Source organism: Microbacterium sp. HD4P20 (assembly GCF_019449275.2).
Classification (GTDB): domain Bacteria; phylum Actinomycetota; class Actinomycetes; order Actinomycetales; family Microbacteriaceae; genus Microbacterium.
On sequence record NZ_JAHZQZ020000020.1, the window covers coordinates 123,009 to 140,343 of the forward strand.

Here is a 17,335-nt window from a genome sequence, read left to right on the forward strand (position 1 = left end):
GGCATACCTGACGACCGGATCGGGCATACCTATAGAGTGGCCGCGGGCTGGCGTTACCTCGGGAGGGTGGTTCGACGTGTCGTTTTTCGGCGTACCGCGGCTGCCGCCCGGGCTCATCCCACGGCCGCGCGTGCAGGCCGCGCTCGACTCGGCGGCTCCGCTCACCGTGCTGCACGCCCCAGCCGGCTACGGCAAAACCGTCGCTCTCGCGCAGTGGGCGACCGCGACCGATGAAGACGGCGTCTGGCTGCGCCTGCGCGAAGACAGCGCCGAACCCAAAGGTTTCGTCTCGCAGCTGGCGCACGCGCTCGACGACTTCGGGCTGCTGGACGAGCGCAACCCGCTCGTCCAGGCCGACGCGAGCCTGCAGGTGGCAGAGCCCTGGTCCCTTCTCGAGCGAGGCCTCCGGCGCATCGGCACGCCGCTCGCCATCGTGATCGACCAGAGCGAGTACCTCAGCGACACGACGATCCGCGGCATCCTGCGCCTGCTCGCCGACCTGCCGCAGCTCTCGGTGAAGACCAGCACCCGCACCTCGAACGCCTTCACCGAATCGGGCGTGGCACTGAGCATCGCCGTGACCCGCATCGGCCCGGCCGACCTCGAACTCACCGTCTCGGAGGCGGCGGCGCTGGTCGGCGACACCGAGCATTCCGAGCGCGTGCGAGAGGTGCTCGACTTCGGCGCCACGCCGGCCCTCGCCCGCGTCGTCGCCCTGGACGCGGATCCCCACGCCGTCACCAGCACGTCGGCCATCGAAGAACGCATCGAATCGCTGCTGCGGCTGCGCGGCTCGGCGGCCGACGCGCGCTTCGCCGCGTTCATCCAGCGGGTCGCGCTCACCGACGCGATCGACGCCGAGTTCGCCGCCGAGCTGACGGGCGAGGCCGATGCCGCCGAGCTTCTGGACCGCGCCGAGCGGGAGGGTCTCGGCATCTGGAACGCAACCTCGCCGCACGCTCCGAGCCGACGCAGCTTCGAGCTCTCGCCGGTCTTCCGCCGCATCATCGAGCGCTACAGCCGCCGCGAACTGCCGGCCGACACCGTCCGAAAGCTCGAGCTGCGTGTCGCACGCTGGCATCTCGCAGGGCGCCGGCCGTTCCCGGCGATGCGCATCGCGGTCGCGTGGAAGGAGTGGGGGCTCGCCACCGACATCGTCCGCGAGAGCTGGAACGAGATCATCACGGGTGGAGGCGGGCTCAGCACGCTCTTCGCCGACGTGCCGCTGATGACACTGCGCAACCTGCCCCTGGTCACCATCGTGCTGGCCATCAGCGCCAACGCCCAGGGCACCCAGCGGCTCCGCGCGCTCGAGTACTTCGCCCTCGCCGCCTACGGTGCGCGCATGCACCGCACCAAGAGCGGGCCCGCCGATCGAGTGGTGCTGCTCACCATCGAGACCGCCGCGTACCGCGTATCGGGGCGGGGAACCCCCGCCCTCGCGGCAGCGGTCGCCGGCCTGGACCTGATGCGGACCATGGGGCCGGCCGAACACGATCTGCTCGGCCGCAACGAGCCCACCCTCTACAACCACCTCGGCACGACACTGCTCTACGCCGGACGCGCGGCCGACGCCCTCGAGTGCTTCCGGGCATCGACGGCCGTCAGCGACGCGAAGGGGCTGCGGGCCGGCCTCCAAGGCCTCGCGCTCCAGGCCGGCACCCTCGCCATCAGGGGCGACATGCCCGAGGCCGCCCAGGTGCTCGCAGACGCGGACCGACGAGTCTGGCCCGACAGCTGGGCCGACGGCTACCCCGGCAGCTTCGCCGTCGCCGCCCGCGCCTACGCCGCGCTCGAGGCGGGGGATCCGGATGCCGCTGCCGCGCACCTCGCGGTGCTCGAACCGCACCGCGCCACGATCGAGCACTGGTCGGTGCTGGCTCACCTCGACGCGCTGATCTCGCTCCTCAACGGTTCGCCCGAGACCGCGCAGGTGCGGCTGGACACCGTCGTGCGCGAACAGAAGGCCCGGCACGCGCTCCACAGCGACATGGCCGCCGATCTGCGGCACACGAGCGCCCTCATCCGGCTCGCGAGCGGGGAGGTCGCCGCGGCCGAAGAAGCGCTCGCGAAGGGACCCGACACCCCGCGGCGCCGGGTCGGCCGCGCCCGGATCGCCCTGGCGCGGGGGGATCTGGAACGCGCGATGCAGCTGCTCGCCGGCTGGGGCGACAACGAGGGGGACGATGCGGTGTCGTCGCGCGTGAGAGGGGAGCAGCTGGCGCTCGTCGCCGGCGCGATCGCTCTCGCCGAGGCGACCTCGCCGCGACCGGAGCGCGCCGAGCACGTCCACGTCGCGCTGCGGCGCTTGGCCGCGTTCGTGCGCGACCGCGGCCTGAGCCTGCCCGTCATGCTCACCCCCGTCGCGGCCATCGACGCGATGTTGAGCGCCGCGATGCTGCGCGCGGGCACCGCCGACGCGTACGACGAGGACTTCGTCGCGCTGCTCACCCGTGCCCGCGACGCCGGCGTGATCGGAAGCCGGGGCGTGCGCCCGCGGCTCACCGAGCGCGAGCTGGCGGTCGCGGCCACCCTCGCGCACCACAGCTCGGTCGACGACATCGCCGCTGCCATGTCGGTGTCGCGCAACACCGTGAAATCGCAGTTGCGCGCGCTCTACCGCAAGCTCGAGGTGGGAAGCCGCGACGAGGCGCTGTACGTCCTGGCCGCGTGGGAACTCAGCCCGTCCGCGCAGGACCTGCGCTGACCGGCCGTGCGCCGGCATCCGCCCGACTGCGAAGCAGCGACCGCATGGCGGGAAGCAGCGCGATCGTCGCCAGGGCGACGACGGCACCGGTGAGGTAGAGCGTCACGTAGTTGTCGACGCCGCCCGAGAAGGGGTCCACGCCTCCCACGCGCACGAGGCTCGCGGCCACGAGCGGCACGAGCAGCTGCGGCAGCGTCTCGGCGATGTTCAGCACCCCGAGATACGTGCCGGTGCGCGCGGCCGGCACGCTGCGCATCGCCAGCGCGAAGTTCAGCGCCAGGATCGCCCCCATCCCCAGGCCCGCGCACAGCGCTGCCGCCCACAGGGTCGGCGGGGCGGTGGCGACCGCCTTCAGCACACCGGCGGCGGCCAGCAGCACCGTGCCGGCGACGAGCGCCGGAACGTAGCGGCCGCGACGCGACGCCCACGCGCCGGCGACCAGGGCACCGGTGACGACGCCGGCGCCTCCGAGCAGGGTCGCGAGCGACGCGGGGGATGCCGCGGCCACGTCGTCGCCGGTCATCCGGTCTGACACGAGGTACAGCGTGAAGGCCGCGATCAGCGAGAACGCCACGCCGACCGCGAACCGCTGCACCCACACCGCGACGAAGACGGCGCGGGGGCGTTCGAACGCCGCTTCGTCCTCGGCGGTGTCGTGCGCGGATGCCGGGGCCGCGGCATCCGCCATTCCATCTGATTCTGCTTCAGCAGCTGTCGGGGCGTGCTGCCGCGCGAGCGGAGAATCGGGAACGACGAACGCGCACGCGACGGCGGCCACCACAGCGGCCACCGGCATGACGAACATCACCGTCGAGACCTGGTGGGGCAGCACCGCGATCAGCAGGAGCGGCGGAAGCGTGCCGACGAAAGACGCAGCTGTGAACACGCCACTGGCCGAGGCCCGCTCGCCTTCGGTGACCGAGTCGGCCAGGAGTGCAGACGTGCCGGCGAGCACGGCGTTGTAGGCCGCCTGCGTCGCCATCCACCACAGCGTGACCGGCCCGAGATCCGTCGACATCGCGAACCCGGTCGTCGTGCCGAGCCCCACGATCGCGCCGCCGACGATCCAGGGCGTGCGTCGCCCGAACCGGCCGCGCGTGCGGTCAGAGAGCGCGCCGAAGAGGGGCGAAGCCACCAGCGCCACGACGGCACCGAGCGCGACCAGCGTCGCCAGCGTCGCGGTGCGCTGATCGTCGGGCACGGCGGCGGAGACCTTGAGCGGCAGTCCGGCCACGACCGGCGCGGTCAGCGCGCCGAGCGCGGTGAGGTTGACCGCGGCGAGCGGCAGCACGACCCGGGCAGGCCAGGAACGGCTCACGAATCGCTCCCACGACCACCGGCGAGCGACGCGCCGAGGGGCGCGCCGTCCTCGCGGCCAGGCGGGATGAGGAACGACGCGCTCGCCGTGGCGCGTGTGAAGGCCATGAGGTCGTCGGTCTCATCGAGGCGGTGCTGCGTGCGCACGAACGTCTGAAGGTCGTTCTGGAAGCACATGAAGAGCAACCCGTCGTCGCGCTCGGGACCGGCGTTGCTGAAGGCATACCCGCGCCGCAGCATGAGCGGGCTCGCCGTGAACGACGGATGCGCCGCCCTCGCGTGGGCGCGGACGGGAATGAGGTACTCGCCCTCGGGGGTCTTTGCACCGAGGTCGACCTGGTCGTCGCGCGACCCGCCCGACAGCGGTGCGCCGCTCGCGCGCTCGCGGCCGATGACGGCGTCCTGCGCGGCGGGCGCGAGTGCGCCGAACCCCGCGACGTCGAGCCGCAGCCGGCGGATCACCGCGACCGTGCCGCCGGCGGCCGGGCCCGAACCGATCCACACGCCCGCGGCCAGCTCGTCCTCGGTGTGGGGCACGATGATGCCGTCGTGGTAGCCGAGCGGGTTGCGCACGACCGTGCCGGTGCCCGCCCCGCGCACGGCCTGCTGCGCCCAGCGGCGGCGCGCGCCGGGAATCGCGGCGAGCACGTGGTCGGCGACGGGATGCAGTGCCCCGGCGTCGCCGGCATACACCGCGATCAAGAGGTCGCCGCCGGTCGCCTCGGCCGTGAGGCCATCGTCGCTGCGGAAGGCCGGCAGCTCCTCGGCGCCCGGGAGCGCAGGGTCGATCGTCCGCACCAGACGCGGCCCGAGTCCGATCGTGACCGTGACGTCGCCGGGTCCGTCGGGGAGGACGACGCGGTCGTAGCGCTCGGGGTCGGTGCAGGCGTCGATGGCGTCGCCGGCCGCCGCCAGCGCGGCCAGGACGGTCGCGGCATCCGGATCCCGATCGGCTTCGAGATCCGCGACGACGATGAGACCGTTGCGCTGGGGCGTCGCGGGGCGGGCGATGCCGGCCTGCTGCGCGCCGTGCGCGGGCACGGGGCTGCCCACCGGGACGGGGGCCGCGGTTGGTCCGGGCTCGGCGGAGGGGGTGTTGGCCGTCGACACCGCGACGGCGGTCGCCACGACGCCCAGGCCCAGCCCGCCGCCGCCGAGAAGCAGCGCGCGGCGGCTGATGCCTCGCGCGGGCGCTGCCGGGGGAGCGGGCGCGGGAGACCGCTCGGGTTCGGGAAGCTGCTCGTCGCTCATCCGGCATCCCCGTCCGTGGTGTCCGTGTCGGTGTCGGTGGCGGTCTCGGCCTCGGCGAACGGGTCGCCCAGCGTCACGTCGTCGGCGGCGCCGAAGGTCACGGTGGTCCAGGCCTGTTCGCCGCCCAGCCGCAAGTCGAGCCGGTGGAGCGTCGCGCGGTCGTCGATCCAGTACCGCACGGTGGCGGCATCCGGATCGGCCGTCTCATCCGCCGCGAGCGCCTCGTCGGACGGCGGCCCGGCATAGACGGTGAGGTCGATGCCGTCGACCGTGCGCTCGCCCAGCCACAGCGTGCCGTTCTGCTGCAGCAGCAACGGGTTCTCCGGGCGGTCGGCGCCGAGCGAGCCGATGGTCGCGAGCACCGTGTCGAGCCGTGAGGCCGCCGGATCGAGCGGGCTGCCCTGCCACGCCGTGGCGAGCTGGTTGACATCGGGGATGGGCAGGGGTGCGGCATCCGTCGTCGCGGGATGCGAGCCGACGACGTGGGTGTTCCACAGCAGCAGCTCGTCGGGCTCGCCGGCTGCCAGTCCGTAGCCCACGCCCGACTCGTAGTCGAACCAGCCGTCGAACGCGAGGTCGGACGCAGTGCCCAGATCGAAGGCGACGGTGCGCGTGCCGGCGTCGAGGTTGCGCAGGCGCATGGCCGCGAGAGTCTGCGCCTCTTCGGTCGTGAGCGGCCGGGCGTCGCCTGTGGCGAACTCGTCGCCGCCGGGAGCGCAGGCCGCGAGAGACAACGCAACCGCGGTCGCCGCCACCAGGCCGAACGCCCGTATGCCGAGAACGGAATGTGCGCGCATCACCATCGCGATCGCTCGCCGAGGAAGTCGGCCGCGGGCAGCTCGATCGCCCCCAGATCCAGGGTCGGCAGCACGTCGGGGAGCACGCGGGCCGGCGCCTCGGGATCGTCCATCGAAGGCTGCGGCGGCGGCGGCGCCACCTTCAGGAAGCTGACCCCCGGCGGCACCTCCGGAGCGGGCAGCGAGGCGGCGTCGGCGGTCGGCTGATCGACGCCCGGGGCGCACGCAGCGAACAGGTCGCCCGGAAGCGTCTGGGGTGCATCGCCCTCGAGGCAGTTGCCGCGCGCCGCCGCCCGCGGCGACGACGCGTTGGCCACGCCGACGCCGTTGCCGGCGATCACGTTGCCGCGGAAGAGATTGTCGAGGCTCGCGAGGTCCTCGGTGTTCGAGAGCACGACGCCGGCGCGGGGATTGCCCTCGATGCGGTTGCGGTCGAAGACGTTGGCCGTGCCACCCGAGATGCCGATGCCCACCCCGAAGCCGCCCTCGGCGTGGGCCGGGGCATCCGTCGCCGCATTGCCGGTCACGAGGTTGCCGGCCACCGCGTTGCCGCGCTGCGGCGCGAAGGCCTCCTGATAGTTCGAGAGGAACGTCATCCCGACGCGATTTCCGCTGAACCGGTTGCCGACCACGACCACGCTGTCGGACGCATTGGCGTTCTCGAACCCGACGGCGTTGTTCTCGGCGACATTGCCGGTGACGAGGATGTCGCAGTCGCGGCACTGGCCGACGTAGATGCCGCTGTCGGCCGATCCGGAAGCGTACGAATCGCGGATGACGCCGTGCTGCGCGTCGAACGCGTAGAGCCCGTAGAGGCCGTTGTTGTACGACGTGACGTGGTCGATCGCGAAGCGCTGTACGGGAGGGAACTGCTCGGGGTCCAGCCGCGAGTAGCCGTCGACCCCGTGGGCGGTGGGCCCTGACTCGTCGTGCATGCCGGTCACCAGCACCCCGTAGAAGGTGGCCCCGGTCACGGTGAGGTTCTCGATGCTCACGCCGTCGGCCACCGCGACGACCCCGTACGGCCGGAGGTTCTCGGCGTCGATGATCGTCTCGTTGCGGTCGAGGCCGCGCAGGGTCACATCGGGCTTGTCGATCAGCACCTGTTCGGCGTACGTGCCCGGCTCGACGAGGATCAGGCCGCCCTCTGCCACCAGCTCGACGGCGGCCGAAATCGTCTCGGCATCGGCCGGAACCCGCACGGTCCCGGGTGCCTCCGCAGGCGCCATCGCCTCGGGAGCGCACGCCGCCGTGCCCACGACGACCGTGGCGGCGACGGTCGCCGCCACGAGGGCACGCCGAAGCACGGCGGGAGAAGTGGGCATGACGGGATTGTAACCACGCGCCGCGCCGACGCCCGGGTCCGGCGGCCCTCTCCAGCGTGGTGCGCCGCACGTTGCCGCGCCGAGGGTGAAGTTCAGGGTGAAATCGGCCCCACTCTGTTCTGCGGGCACGCCTGCGCCGCCAGCATGGCATCACCCGAAGACAGGTCTGTACGTCGTGCCCTCGATGACAGACCACCCGCACACCGGTGTGCACGTCGCGCCCGACGGCGTTCACACTTCGCCCGCACTCGTCCGATGCGCCCCCGCGCGCCGGACGGGTGCGGGCGAGAAAACGACGCGTGCCAGCGACACACGGGGACCAACTTCACACAGCAGCAACCTGGGGGAACACCGAATGAGCATCGCGTTCAGACGTCGCATCACGTCGAAGCCGACCGCCGGCAGAGGACGGTGGCGCGCACCGTTGGCTGCGCTCACCGCCGTCTCGCTGGCCGTGGGCGGTGTGATCGTCACAACGGCTCCGGCCCACGCCGCGCCGGGGCAGATCAGCGGCACAGTCTTCCGCGACTTCAACGCGAACGGCACCTTCGACACCGGTGCCGCCGGACGCAGCGGCATCGCGAACGACGAAGGCATGGCTGGGGTCACCGTCACGGCCACCGACGGCTCCGGAGCGTTCACGACCGCCGCCCTGACGGCATCCGACGGCTCGTACGAACTCGACACGACCGGCTTCGACGGAACCCCCCTCCGTGTCGAGTTCTCGGGATGGCCCGACGGCTTCGAGCCCTCGGGCACGGTCGCCGCCGACGCGACGAACGGCACGAGCGTGCAGTTCGTCGAAGGCGGCGCCGAAGACGTCGACTTCGCGCTCAACGCGCCCGAGGACTACGCACAGGATGCCGCGCCTCTGGTGACGGCGATCCAGCGAGCCGGTTCGCCGTTCGTCGCCGAGGGCGGCACCGCGACCTCGATCAACGGACCGGCGATCGCCGGCACGCCCTTCCAGCGCAACTACACCGGCGCGCAGCCGGGCGGCTTTCCCGACCGCGTGACGCTCGCGACCTTCGGCGAGGTCGGCGCCGTCAACGGGCTCGCCTTCCAGCCCGCGAGCAACAGCCTCCTCGCCTTCGCCACGTACAAGCGTCAGAGCGGCCTGGGCGCCCTCGGCCTGGGCGGCATCTACCGCGTGCACGACGTGCTCGACGAGAACGGCGAGCTGTCGGACGACGGCGTCGTCACGCTGTGGCTCGACGTCGCCGCCCTCGGCATCGACGTCGGCACCGCGCAGACCAACGTGGAACGTGGTCTGAGCTCGGCCACCACGCCGACACGCGACGCTCACGGCTTCGAGAACACCGGCAAGATCGGATTCGGCGGCGTCACGCTCAGCCCCGACGGCAACACCCTCTACTTCGTCAACCTGCACGACAAGAAGCTCTACGCGCTGGACGTGTCGAACATCGATGCCCCGCCGACGAGCTTCGAGTCGTACGACCTCGGCCTCGGCGTGGGCGAGCGCCCGTGGGCGGTTGAGATCCACCAGGGCCGCATGTACATCGGGTACGTCGACAGCGGCGAGACCGACGCGGGCGCGCAGCCCGGACAGTCGGCCGCGGCAGCGGGAATGAGCGCGCACGTGCTCGCCGCGCCGCTGGGCGCCCTCGACACCTTCACCGAGGTCGCGACCGTGGGCCTCGGCTACGCCAAGGGCGACGTGTACCAGAACACCCTCGCCCCCCAGTCGCAGCGCTGGAACACCTGGACCGACACCTGGTCGTGGACCGGGGGCCGCGTCTCGCAGAACAACGGCGGGTGGCAGATCTACCCGCAGCCCGTGCTGAGCGACTTCTACATCGACGAGGACGGCTACCTCACGGCGGCCTTCTCCGACCGCACCGGGCTGCAGGGCGGCAACCGCAACTGGGCGTCCGACGCGACCCTTCCCGGAATGTACGAGACCGGCGCGAGCGGCGACATCCTGATCGCCGCCCCGGACGGCGACGGCACGTTCACCTTCGAGAACAACGCGGTCGCCGGCGACCGCACCGGCACCACCGGCGGGATGAACGAGGGCCCGGGCGGCCGCGAGTTCTACAACGACCGCATCAACGTCGGCACCGGCAGCACGCACCGCGAGATCGCGCTCGGCGCCGTCGGCGGGCAGCGCGGCACCGGCACGGTCGTGAGCACCACGTACGACCCGCTCGCCGGCATCCGCCTCGCCGGGCTCGCCTGGTACGACGTCGAGAACGGCAGCGCGCTGGCCGGCTACGAGCTGACGGGCGACGGCGGCGGGTCCGCGAGCCCCGACGGCACGTTCCAGAAGGGCGGCGGCCTCGGCTCGGTGTCGCTTCTGGCTCAGCAGGCGCCGGTCGAGATCGGCAACCGCGTGTGGTTCGACGCCGACCAGGACGGCACGCAGGATGCCGACGAGCCCTCGATCGAGGGCGTCACGGTCGAGCTGCACGACGCCGACGGCAACGTGATCGCCACGACCACGACCGACGCCTCGGGTGAGTACTACTTCCGCTCCGACGAAGACGACTTCGAGCCGTCCGGCGACTATACGGTCGTGTTCGTCAAGCCCGAAGACGGCAATCTCGCCCTCCGCGGTCCGAACGCGGACCTCTTCGGCGACGTCGACTGGGCAGACACGGTCTTCACCACGCAGGCCGCCGGGAGCACCACGACCGATTCGAACGCGGATGCCGAGGGTGAGGCATCCGTCACCGTCACCGGTCCCGGCTACAACGACCACACCATCGACGCCGGCTTCCGCGCCGACGTGGCCTTCACCGTGCAGAAGCTCATCGGCGACGGCGGCGACCCGGCCCCGGCGCAGGAGTTCACGATCGACCTCGCGGCCCGCGACTTCCGCGGTGACCCGCTGGCGCTCAACCCGAACTCGGTCACGCTGAGCCCGGATGAGACATCGGCGCCCATCACGCTGCCCGTCGGCTCGAGCGTGAGCGTGACCGAGGACGACGAAGGACTCAAGGACGTCACCATCACCGACCCCGCCGGCGCGGACCACGAGGGTTTCTACCGCCTGCAGGGCACGGGCGCGAACTTCGCGTTCCGCGTGACCAACACGCTCTTCGCCCCCGGCGCCTTCGAGGTGACCAAGGACGTCACCGGAGCCTTCGACCTCGACGCGGCCGAGCTCGCCGACGCCTCGTTCACGGTCGCGTACACCTACGCCGGAGGCGGCGGTGAGCTGACACTCGACGCCGGCAACGGCTGGACGGCGACCTCACCCGAGATCCCGTACGGCACCGACGTCACGCTCAGCGAGCCCACGATCACCGGGGCGGGCGCGAGCGTCGGCTTCGAGACGCCGTCGTGGAGCACCGGCGACCAGGCCGACGGCACCGCCGTCCTCACGATCGGCGACGGCACCACCGCCGAGGTGACGCTGACCAACCCGACCACCGAGCTCGTCGGCGGCTTCGCCGTGACGAAGGACGTCACCGGCGACGGTGCGGACCGCGTGCCGGCCGAGACCGAATTCGTCATCGAGTACTCGATCGACGACGGAACCAGCTGGACGCCGCTGCCCGCCGTGAACGACGGCGAGATCGCGACCGGCCCCGCCGACCTCGCGGCAGGCACCGAGGTGCTGCTGCGCGAGCAGGCGCCGGCCGACCTTCCCGACGTGGACTGGGCGCCCGCCGAGTTCTCGGGGACCGGCATCGTCGCAGGCGGCGACGGCACGGCCACGCTGACGATCGCCGACGGCGTCGTCGCGGCGGTGCTGCTCGAGAACCCGACCACGCCCCTGAACGGCCAGTTCTCGGTGACCAAGGACGTCACCGGGCCCGGCGAGTCGCTCGTCATCGGCGACCCCGAGTTCGTCGTGGACTACACCTCTCCCGCCGGTGACGGCCAGCTGCTCGTCCGCGACGGCCAGACCGCGACCTCCCCGGCGCTCCCCACCGGCACCGTCGTGACCATCACCGAGGTCACGCCCGCCGCCGATTGGCTGCCGGCCGGTGCGACGTGGGGCACCCCGGTGCTGCGCATCGACGGGACCGAGGCATCCAACGGCGCCACTCTCACCATCGGCGACGCGACCGTCGTCGAGGTCGAGATCGACAACCCGACCACCGTGACGCCGAGTGTGGCGATCAGCAAGGGCGACGGAGACGCGGATGCCGGCACCATCGCGCACGAGGCCGACACGGTCGCGGGCGGCGAGACGTACGCGCCCGGCGAGACCCGCGACATCGTCATCCGCGTGCAGAACACCGGCCCCGAGCCGCTGCGCGAGGTCGCGCTGGGCGACACCACCCTGGCGGGCGGCGTCGTGGAGAACCTCGTGTTCACGTATCCCGACGGCTCTACGGCCGCGGCCACCCTCGACGAGGCGACCGGCGAATGGACCGCCACGTGGGCGGCTACCTTCGAGCCCGGCACGGCGACGTGGGCGCCCGGTGACTGGATCGTGGGCGTCGCGACGCTGACCGTCGACACCGCTGACGGTGCTGTTCAGAACAGTGCGCACCAGAACCGCGCCTCGGTCGATGCCGTGGGCGCCCTGTCGGGCACCCCGGTCGAGGCCGACAACGACTACAACGCGTTCACCGGAGCCATCCAGGTCATCAAGTACGACGGCGAGAAGGCCGACCCGCAGGTGACCGAGGGCGACGAGTGGGTCGTTCCGCAGAAGCCGCTGACGGATGCCGCGCAGGATGCCAACACGCCCGAGACCGCCGTGTGGTACCCGGTGAACACCGAGCGCACGGTGCGCTGGGTGGTCACCAACACCGGTGACACGTGGCTGACGAACGTGACGCTCGACGACACGACGCTCGCCGGTCCCGCGATCGGCGACGACTGGACGGCCGATCTCAGCCCGCTCGGCGGGCCGGCGGACTACTCGTTCGCCCAGGACGGACCGTGGCAGGGGCTTTTCGCCCCCGGCGCGTCGTTCTTCGCCGAAGGCACGCTGACGCTGCCCGCCGAGACGCAGCACGCCGACCGGGTCGACGTCGTCGGCACCGTCGTGGTGCCAGCGACGGACGGCGACGGACGCCCCACCGACGAGCCCGCGCTCGACGGCGAGACTCCGGTGCCCGCCACCCGCGACGACGGCTCGCCGTTCACCGTGGACGACGACGACCCGTTCCACGCCGAGACCGGCATCGGACCCGTGGTCGAGATCCACAAGGGCGACGGCGGTGCGGACGGCGGCAGCGCCGAGATCGTGAACGAGGCCGACACGCTCGCCGAGGGCGAGGCGTATGCACCGGGTGAGACCCGCACGGTCGTGATCGAGGTGACCAACACCGGTGACGAGCCGCTCGTCGACGTGGTGCTCACCGACGCCACGATCGCCGGCGGCACCGTGCAGGGCCTGGAGTGGACGCTGCCCGACGGCTCGGTGCTCGAGGCTCAGCTCGACGAGGCCACCGGCGTGTGGACCGCGTCGTGGCCGGGTGTGTGGCAGCCGGGTGAGACCATCACCGGACTCGCGACGCTGACACTCGGCTCGAGCTCGGCCCCGCACGTCGACCGCGCTGCCGTCACGGCCCGCGGCCAGGCATCCGGAATCCCCGTCGAAGACCAGAACGACTACAACGCGTTCACCGGCGACATCCAGGTCATCAAGTACGACGGCACGAAGGCCGACCCGGTGGTGACCGACGACAACGGCTGGGTGATCCCCGCGAAGCCGCTGGCGGATGCCGCACAGGACGCCAACGACGTCGACCACGCCGTCGAGTACCCGGTCGGAGTGACCAGCCCGGTGCGCTGGGTCGTCACCAACACCGGCGACACGTGGCTGACCGACATCACGCTGACCGACGTCACCGACGACGGCCCGCAGGTCGGTGCAGACTGGACGGCCGACCTGTCGCCGTTCGGCGGCCCCGCGGACTACTCGTTCGTCGAGTCCGGACCGTGGCAGGGACTGCTGCCGCCGGGTGCGTCGTTCTTCGCCGAGGGCGCGCTGACGCTCGAAGCCGAGATGCGTCACGCCGACACCGTCGATGTGGTGGGAACCGTCGTGGTTCCCGCCGTGGGTGACGACGGCCAGACGCCCAACGGCGAGCCGCTGCTCGAGGGCGACGAGCCGGTGCGCGCCACCGTGCCCGACCCCGAGAACCCGTCCGAGCGCGTGCCGTTCACGGTCTGGGACGACGACCCGTTCCACGCGTGGACCGGCGTCGGACCCTACGTCGACATCGAGAAGGGCGACGGCGAGGGCACCGAGATCGCGCACGACGCCGACACCATGGCAGACGGCGAGCTGTACGAGAACGGCGAGACCCGCACCATCGTGCTGCGGGTGACGAACACCGGCGACGAAGACCTCGCCGACGTCGTCCTGCTCGACGAGAACGTCTCGGGAGCGCAGATCGAATCGCTGGTCTGGACGCTGCCGAACGGCGACGAGCTCGTCGCGGTCCGCGAGGGCGACATGTGGTCGGCCGCGTGGGAAGACACCTTCACCGGTGACGCCGTCTGGCAGCCCGGTGAGGTCATCACCGGCACGGCCACGCTGACCCTCTCCGGCGGAGAGCCGCACGTCGACCGGGCGACCGTCGACGCGCGGGGCGCAGCATCCGGAATCCCCGCCACCGACACCGACGACTACAACGCGTTCACGTCGGGCGTGCAGGTCATCAAGTACGACGGTGAGAAGGCCGACCCGGCGGTGAAGGATGCCGAGGGTGACTGGATCACTCCGGTCAAGCCGCTCGTCGACGCCGCGCAGGACGCCAACGACCGCGCTCACGCCGTCAGGTACGAGCCCGGTACCGCCAACACGGTGCGCTGGGTCGTGACGAACACCGGCTCGACGTGGCTCACCGCCATCGACCTGGCCGACGTCACGGGGGAGGGCCCGGCGATCGGCCGGTGGACCGCCGACCTCAGCGCCTTCGGCGGCCCGGCGGCGTACGACTTCGTCGCGAGCGGCACGTGGCACGGGCTCATCCCGCCCGGCGCATCGTTCTTCGCCGAGGGCACGCTGACCCTCGCCGACGACCAGCGCCACGACGACACGGTGACCGTCGAGGTCACCCCGGTCGTGCCCGCCGTCGACGAGCAGGGCGTGCCGACCGGCGAGCCCTCGCTCACCGAGGACGGATCGCCCGTCGTGGTGACCGACGCCGACGGCGCCGCCGTGCGGCTGACCGACTCCGACCCGTTCCACGCGTGGGCTCCCGGCCCGCTCGCCGCCACCGGCGCGGCGCTGTCGGCCGGAGCGTGGCTGCTGGTCGGGATGCTCCTGCTGGTTCTGGGGGCACTGGGACTCCTCATGGCGCGTCGCCGCCGCACCGCCTGAGGAATGCAGCGAGAGCCCGGGCCCCCGACGGCCCGGGCTCTCCTGTGTGCGCGGCGACCGGTGGCATGCCGGCCGGTTTGGCCGGGGCATCCGGATGCCGTAGACTCGACCCTTGGTGTGCGGCTCAGCTGACCCGGCACCACGAACGTGAGCCCTCCACTGGCGCTGTTCCTGACGTTTCGTCTCGCTTCGCTCGCTCAACGAGCGAAGCAAGGAACCACCCCGGAGCGGGATTCACGAGCCTCTCCGTTCGAATCAAGAAAGCAGCACTACTGTGACGCGCACCTACACCCCCAAGGCTGGCGAAACCCAGCGCGAGTGGCTGGTCATCGACGCGACCGACGTCGTCCTGGGCCGCCTCGCCTCGCACGCCGCCACGCTCCTTCGTGGCAAGCACAAGCCCACCTTCGCGAACCACGTCGACACCGGCGACTTCGTCATCATCGTCAACGCCGGCAAGGTGGCCCTGACCGGCCAGAAGCTCGAGCAGAAGAAGGCCTACCGCCACTCGGGCTACCCGGGCGGCCTCAAGTCGGTCACCTACGCGGAGCTCATCGAGAAGAACCCCGTCCGCGCCGTCGAGAAGGCCGTCCGCGGCATGCTCCCCAAGAACACCCTCGGCCGCAACCAGCTGTCGAAGCTCAAGGTGTACGCCGGTGCCGAGCACCCGCACGCCGCGCAGCAGCCCAAGACGTACGTTTTCGACCAGGTCGCCCAGTAAGCGCCGTAGAGATTAAGGACACACTCGTGGCGAAGATCGAAGAATCCACCGAATCCACCGATTCCAACTACTCGACCGAGACCCCGGTCGACGAGACCGCAGCCGTTGCCGCTGAGCGCCCCGTGCTCTCGGTTCCCGGCGCAGCCGTCGGCCGTCGCAAGCAGGCCATCGCCCGCGTGCGACTGATCCCGGGCTCGGGCACCATCACCGTCAACGGCCGTGAGTTCGAGGACTACTTCCCGAACAAGCTGCACCAGCAGCTGATCACCGACCCGTTCACGGTGCTCAACCTCACCGGCGCGTACGACGTCATCGTGCGCATCTCCGGCGGCGGCCCCTCGGGTCAGGCCGGCGCGCTGCGCCTGGGCATCGCCCGTGCACTGAACCAGATCGACGAAGAGAACAACCGCCCGACCCTCAAGAAGGCCGGCTTCCTCTCGCGCGACGCTCGCGTCATCGAGCGCAAGAAGGCCGGTCTCAAGAAGGCCCGCAAGGCTCCTCAGTACTCGAAGCGCTGATCGGATCTCGCTCCGTATGCCGCTCTTTGGCACGGACGGGGTGAGGGGGCTGGCCAACGGCTCCCTCACCGCCGATCTTGCGCTCACCCTGGCCCAGGCGACTGCCGTCGTCCTGGGCCAGGGCCGTTCCGCCGAGGCGCGTCGCGCCGAAGGCCGTCGTCCCACGGCGGTCGTCGCGCGCGACCCGCGCGTCTCGGGCGAGTTCCTCTCCGCCGCGGTCGAGGCCGGCCTGGCGTCATCAGGCGTGGACGTGCTCGACGCCGGCGTGCTGCCGACGCCCGCAGCGGCGTACCTGATCGCCGACATCGACGCCGACTTCGGCGTGATGGTCTCGGCGTCTCACAACCCCGCGCCCGACAACGGCATCAAGATCTTCGCGCGCGGCGGCGTCAAGCTGCCCGACATCGTCGAAGCGCGCATCGAAGCGGCGCTCGCGCTGCCGAAGCTGCAGCCGACCGGCGCCGACGTCGGACGCATCCGCCGCTTCGCCGACGCCGAAGACCGCTACGTCGTGCACCTGCTCGGATCGCTGCCGAACCGCCTGGACGGGCTGCATGTGGTCCTCGACTGCGCCCACGGCGCGGCATCCGGAGTCTCTCCCGAGACCTTCAAGGACGCAGGCGCGCGCGTCACCGTCATCGGCGCCGACCCGGATGGCATCAACATCAACGACGGTGTCGGCTCGACCCACCTCGATGTGCTGTCGAAGAAGGTCGTCGAGCTCGGCGCCGATGTGGGCATCGCGCACGACGGCGACGCCGACCGCTGCCTCGCCGTGGACGCCGCCGGCCGTGTGGTCGACGGCGACCAGATCATGGCGATCCTCGCCGTGGCGATGAAAGAGCGCGGCGCCCTCGCGCACGACACCCTCGTCGCCACCGTGATGAGCAACCTCGGACTGCACCGCGCGATGTCGGCCCACGGCATCCACGTCGAGACGACCGCGGTCGGCGACCGCTACGTGCTCGAACGCATGACCGAGGGCGGCTTCTCGCTCGGCGGCGAGCAGTCGGGCCACGTCATCATGAGCGAGTTCGCCACCACCGGCGACGGTGTGCTGACGGGCCTGCATCTGGCGGCCGAGATGACGCGCACCGGCAAGACGCTGGCCGAGCTGGCGTCGATCATGACCGTCTTCCCGCAGGTGCTCGTGAACGTGCGGGGCGTCGACCGATCCGGCGTCGGCGACGAGGTCGTCCAGGATGCCGTCGCCCGCGCATCCGCCGACCTCGGGCTGTCGGGCCGCGTGCTGCTGCGCCCGTCGGGCACCGAGGAGATGGTGCGCGTCATGGTCGAGGCCGCGTCCGAGGACGAAGCCCACCGCCACGCCGACGCGCTGGCCGCCGTCGTCCGGGAGCGGCTCGCGCTGTAGCGCCCGAAGTCCGTGAAGGGCGCACTCGCGGCGCGGCCGGGAGTTCGCGGCTCAGCTTCGGCTCATTTG

Annotated in this window: 9 protein-coding genes; 5 read left to right on the forward strand and 4 right to left on the reverse strand. The window is 71.7% G+C overall.

Annotation, left to right across the window (positions count from 1 at the left end; translation table 11 throughout):
* Positions 1-76 precede the first annotated feature (76 nt).
* Positions 77-2,707 carry a LuxR C-terminal-related transcriptional regulator gene (locus K0817_RS18735; protein WP_219982735.1) on the forward strand — a complete coding sequence of 877 codons (2,631 nt, stop codon included), beginning with the start codon at positions 77-79 and terminating at the stop codon, positions 2,705-2,707.
* Here the strand turns inward: K0817_RS18735 and K0817_RS16360 are convergent.
* Genes K0817_RS16360 through K0817_RS16375 form a run of 4 tightly spaced genes read right to left on the reverse strand, consistent with a single transcriptional unit; the run spans position 2,679 to position 7,397 of the window.
* Positions 2,679-4,025, reverse strand: coding sequence for an MFS transporter (locus K0817_RS16360; RefSeq protein ID WP_219982736.1), 1,347 nt, complete (start codon positions 4,023-4,025; stop codon positions 2,679-2,681). The two genes, K0817_RS18735 and K0817_RS16360, sit on opposite strands and share 29 nt — an antisense overlap.
* On the reverse strand, positions 4,022-5,275 hold the full coding sequence (locus K0817_RS16365) for a Dyp-type peroxidase (protein ID WP_219982737.1): 1,254 nt from the start codon (positions 5,273-5,275) through the stop codon (positions 4,022-4,024). The genes K0817_RS16360 and K0817_RS16365 overlap by 4 nt, the downstream gene beginning before the upstream one ends.
* Positions 5,272-6,072, reverse strand: coding sequence for a hypothetical protein (locus K0817_RS16370; protein ID WP_219982738.1), 801 nt, complete (start codon positions 6,070-6,072; stop codon positions 5,272-5,274). Before K0817_RS16370 ends, K0817_RS16365 begins: the two co-directional genes overlap by 4 nt.
* Positions 6,072-7,397 carry a nitrous oxide reductase family maturation protein NosD gene (locus tag K0817_RS16375; protein ID WP_219982739.1) on the reverse strand — a complete coding sequence of 442 codons (1,326 nt, stop codon included), beginning with the start codon at positions 7,395-7,397 and terminating at the stop codon, positions 6,072-6,074. The genes K0817_RS16370 and K0817_RS16375 overlap by 1 nt, the downstream gene beginning before the upstream one ends.
* A gap of 355 nt (positions 7,398-7,752) precedes the next feature.
* On the opposite strand from K0817_RS16375, the gene K0817_RS16380 reads away from it, so the two are divergent.
* From K0817_RS16380 to glmM, 4 genes are all read left to right on the forward strand, one after another.
* On the forward strand, positions 7,753-14,655 hold the full coding sequence (locus K0817_RS16380) for a DUF5979 domain-containing protein (protein ID WP_219982740.1): 6,903 nt from the start codon (positions 7,753-7,755) through the stop codon (positions 14,653-14,655).
* A gap of 274 nt (positions 14,656-14,929) precedes the next feature.
* On the forward strand, positions 14,930-15,376 hold the full coding sequence (gene rplM / locus K0817_RS16385; RefSeq protein WP_219982741.1) for a 50S ribosomal protein L13: 447 nt from the start codon (positions 14,930-14,932) through the stop codon (positions 15,374-15,376).
* Positions 15,377-15,402: 26 nt separating this feature from the next.
* Entirely contained in the window at positions 15,403-15,894 is a 492-nt protein-coding gene (gene rpsI, locus K0817_RS16390; protein ID WP_219982742.1) for a 30S ribosomal protein S9, read from the forward strand.
* A gap of 16 nt (positions 15,895-15,910) precedes the next feature.
* Positions 15,911-17,266, forward strand: coding sequence for a phosphoglucosamine mutase (glmM, locus tag K0817_RS16395; protein ID WP_219982743.1), 1,356 nt, complete (start codon positions 15,911-15,913; stop codon positions 17,264-17,266).
* The last annotated feature ends 69 nt before the right edge of the window (positions 17,267-17,335 follow it).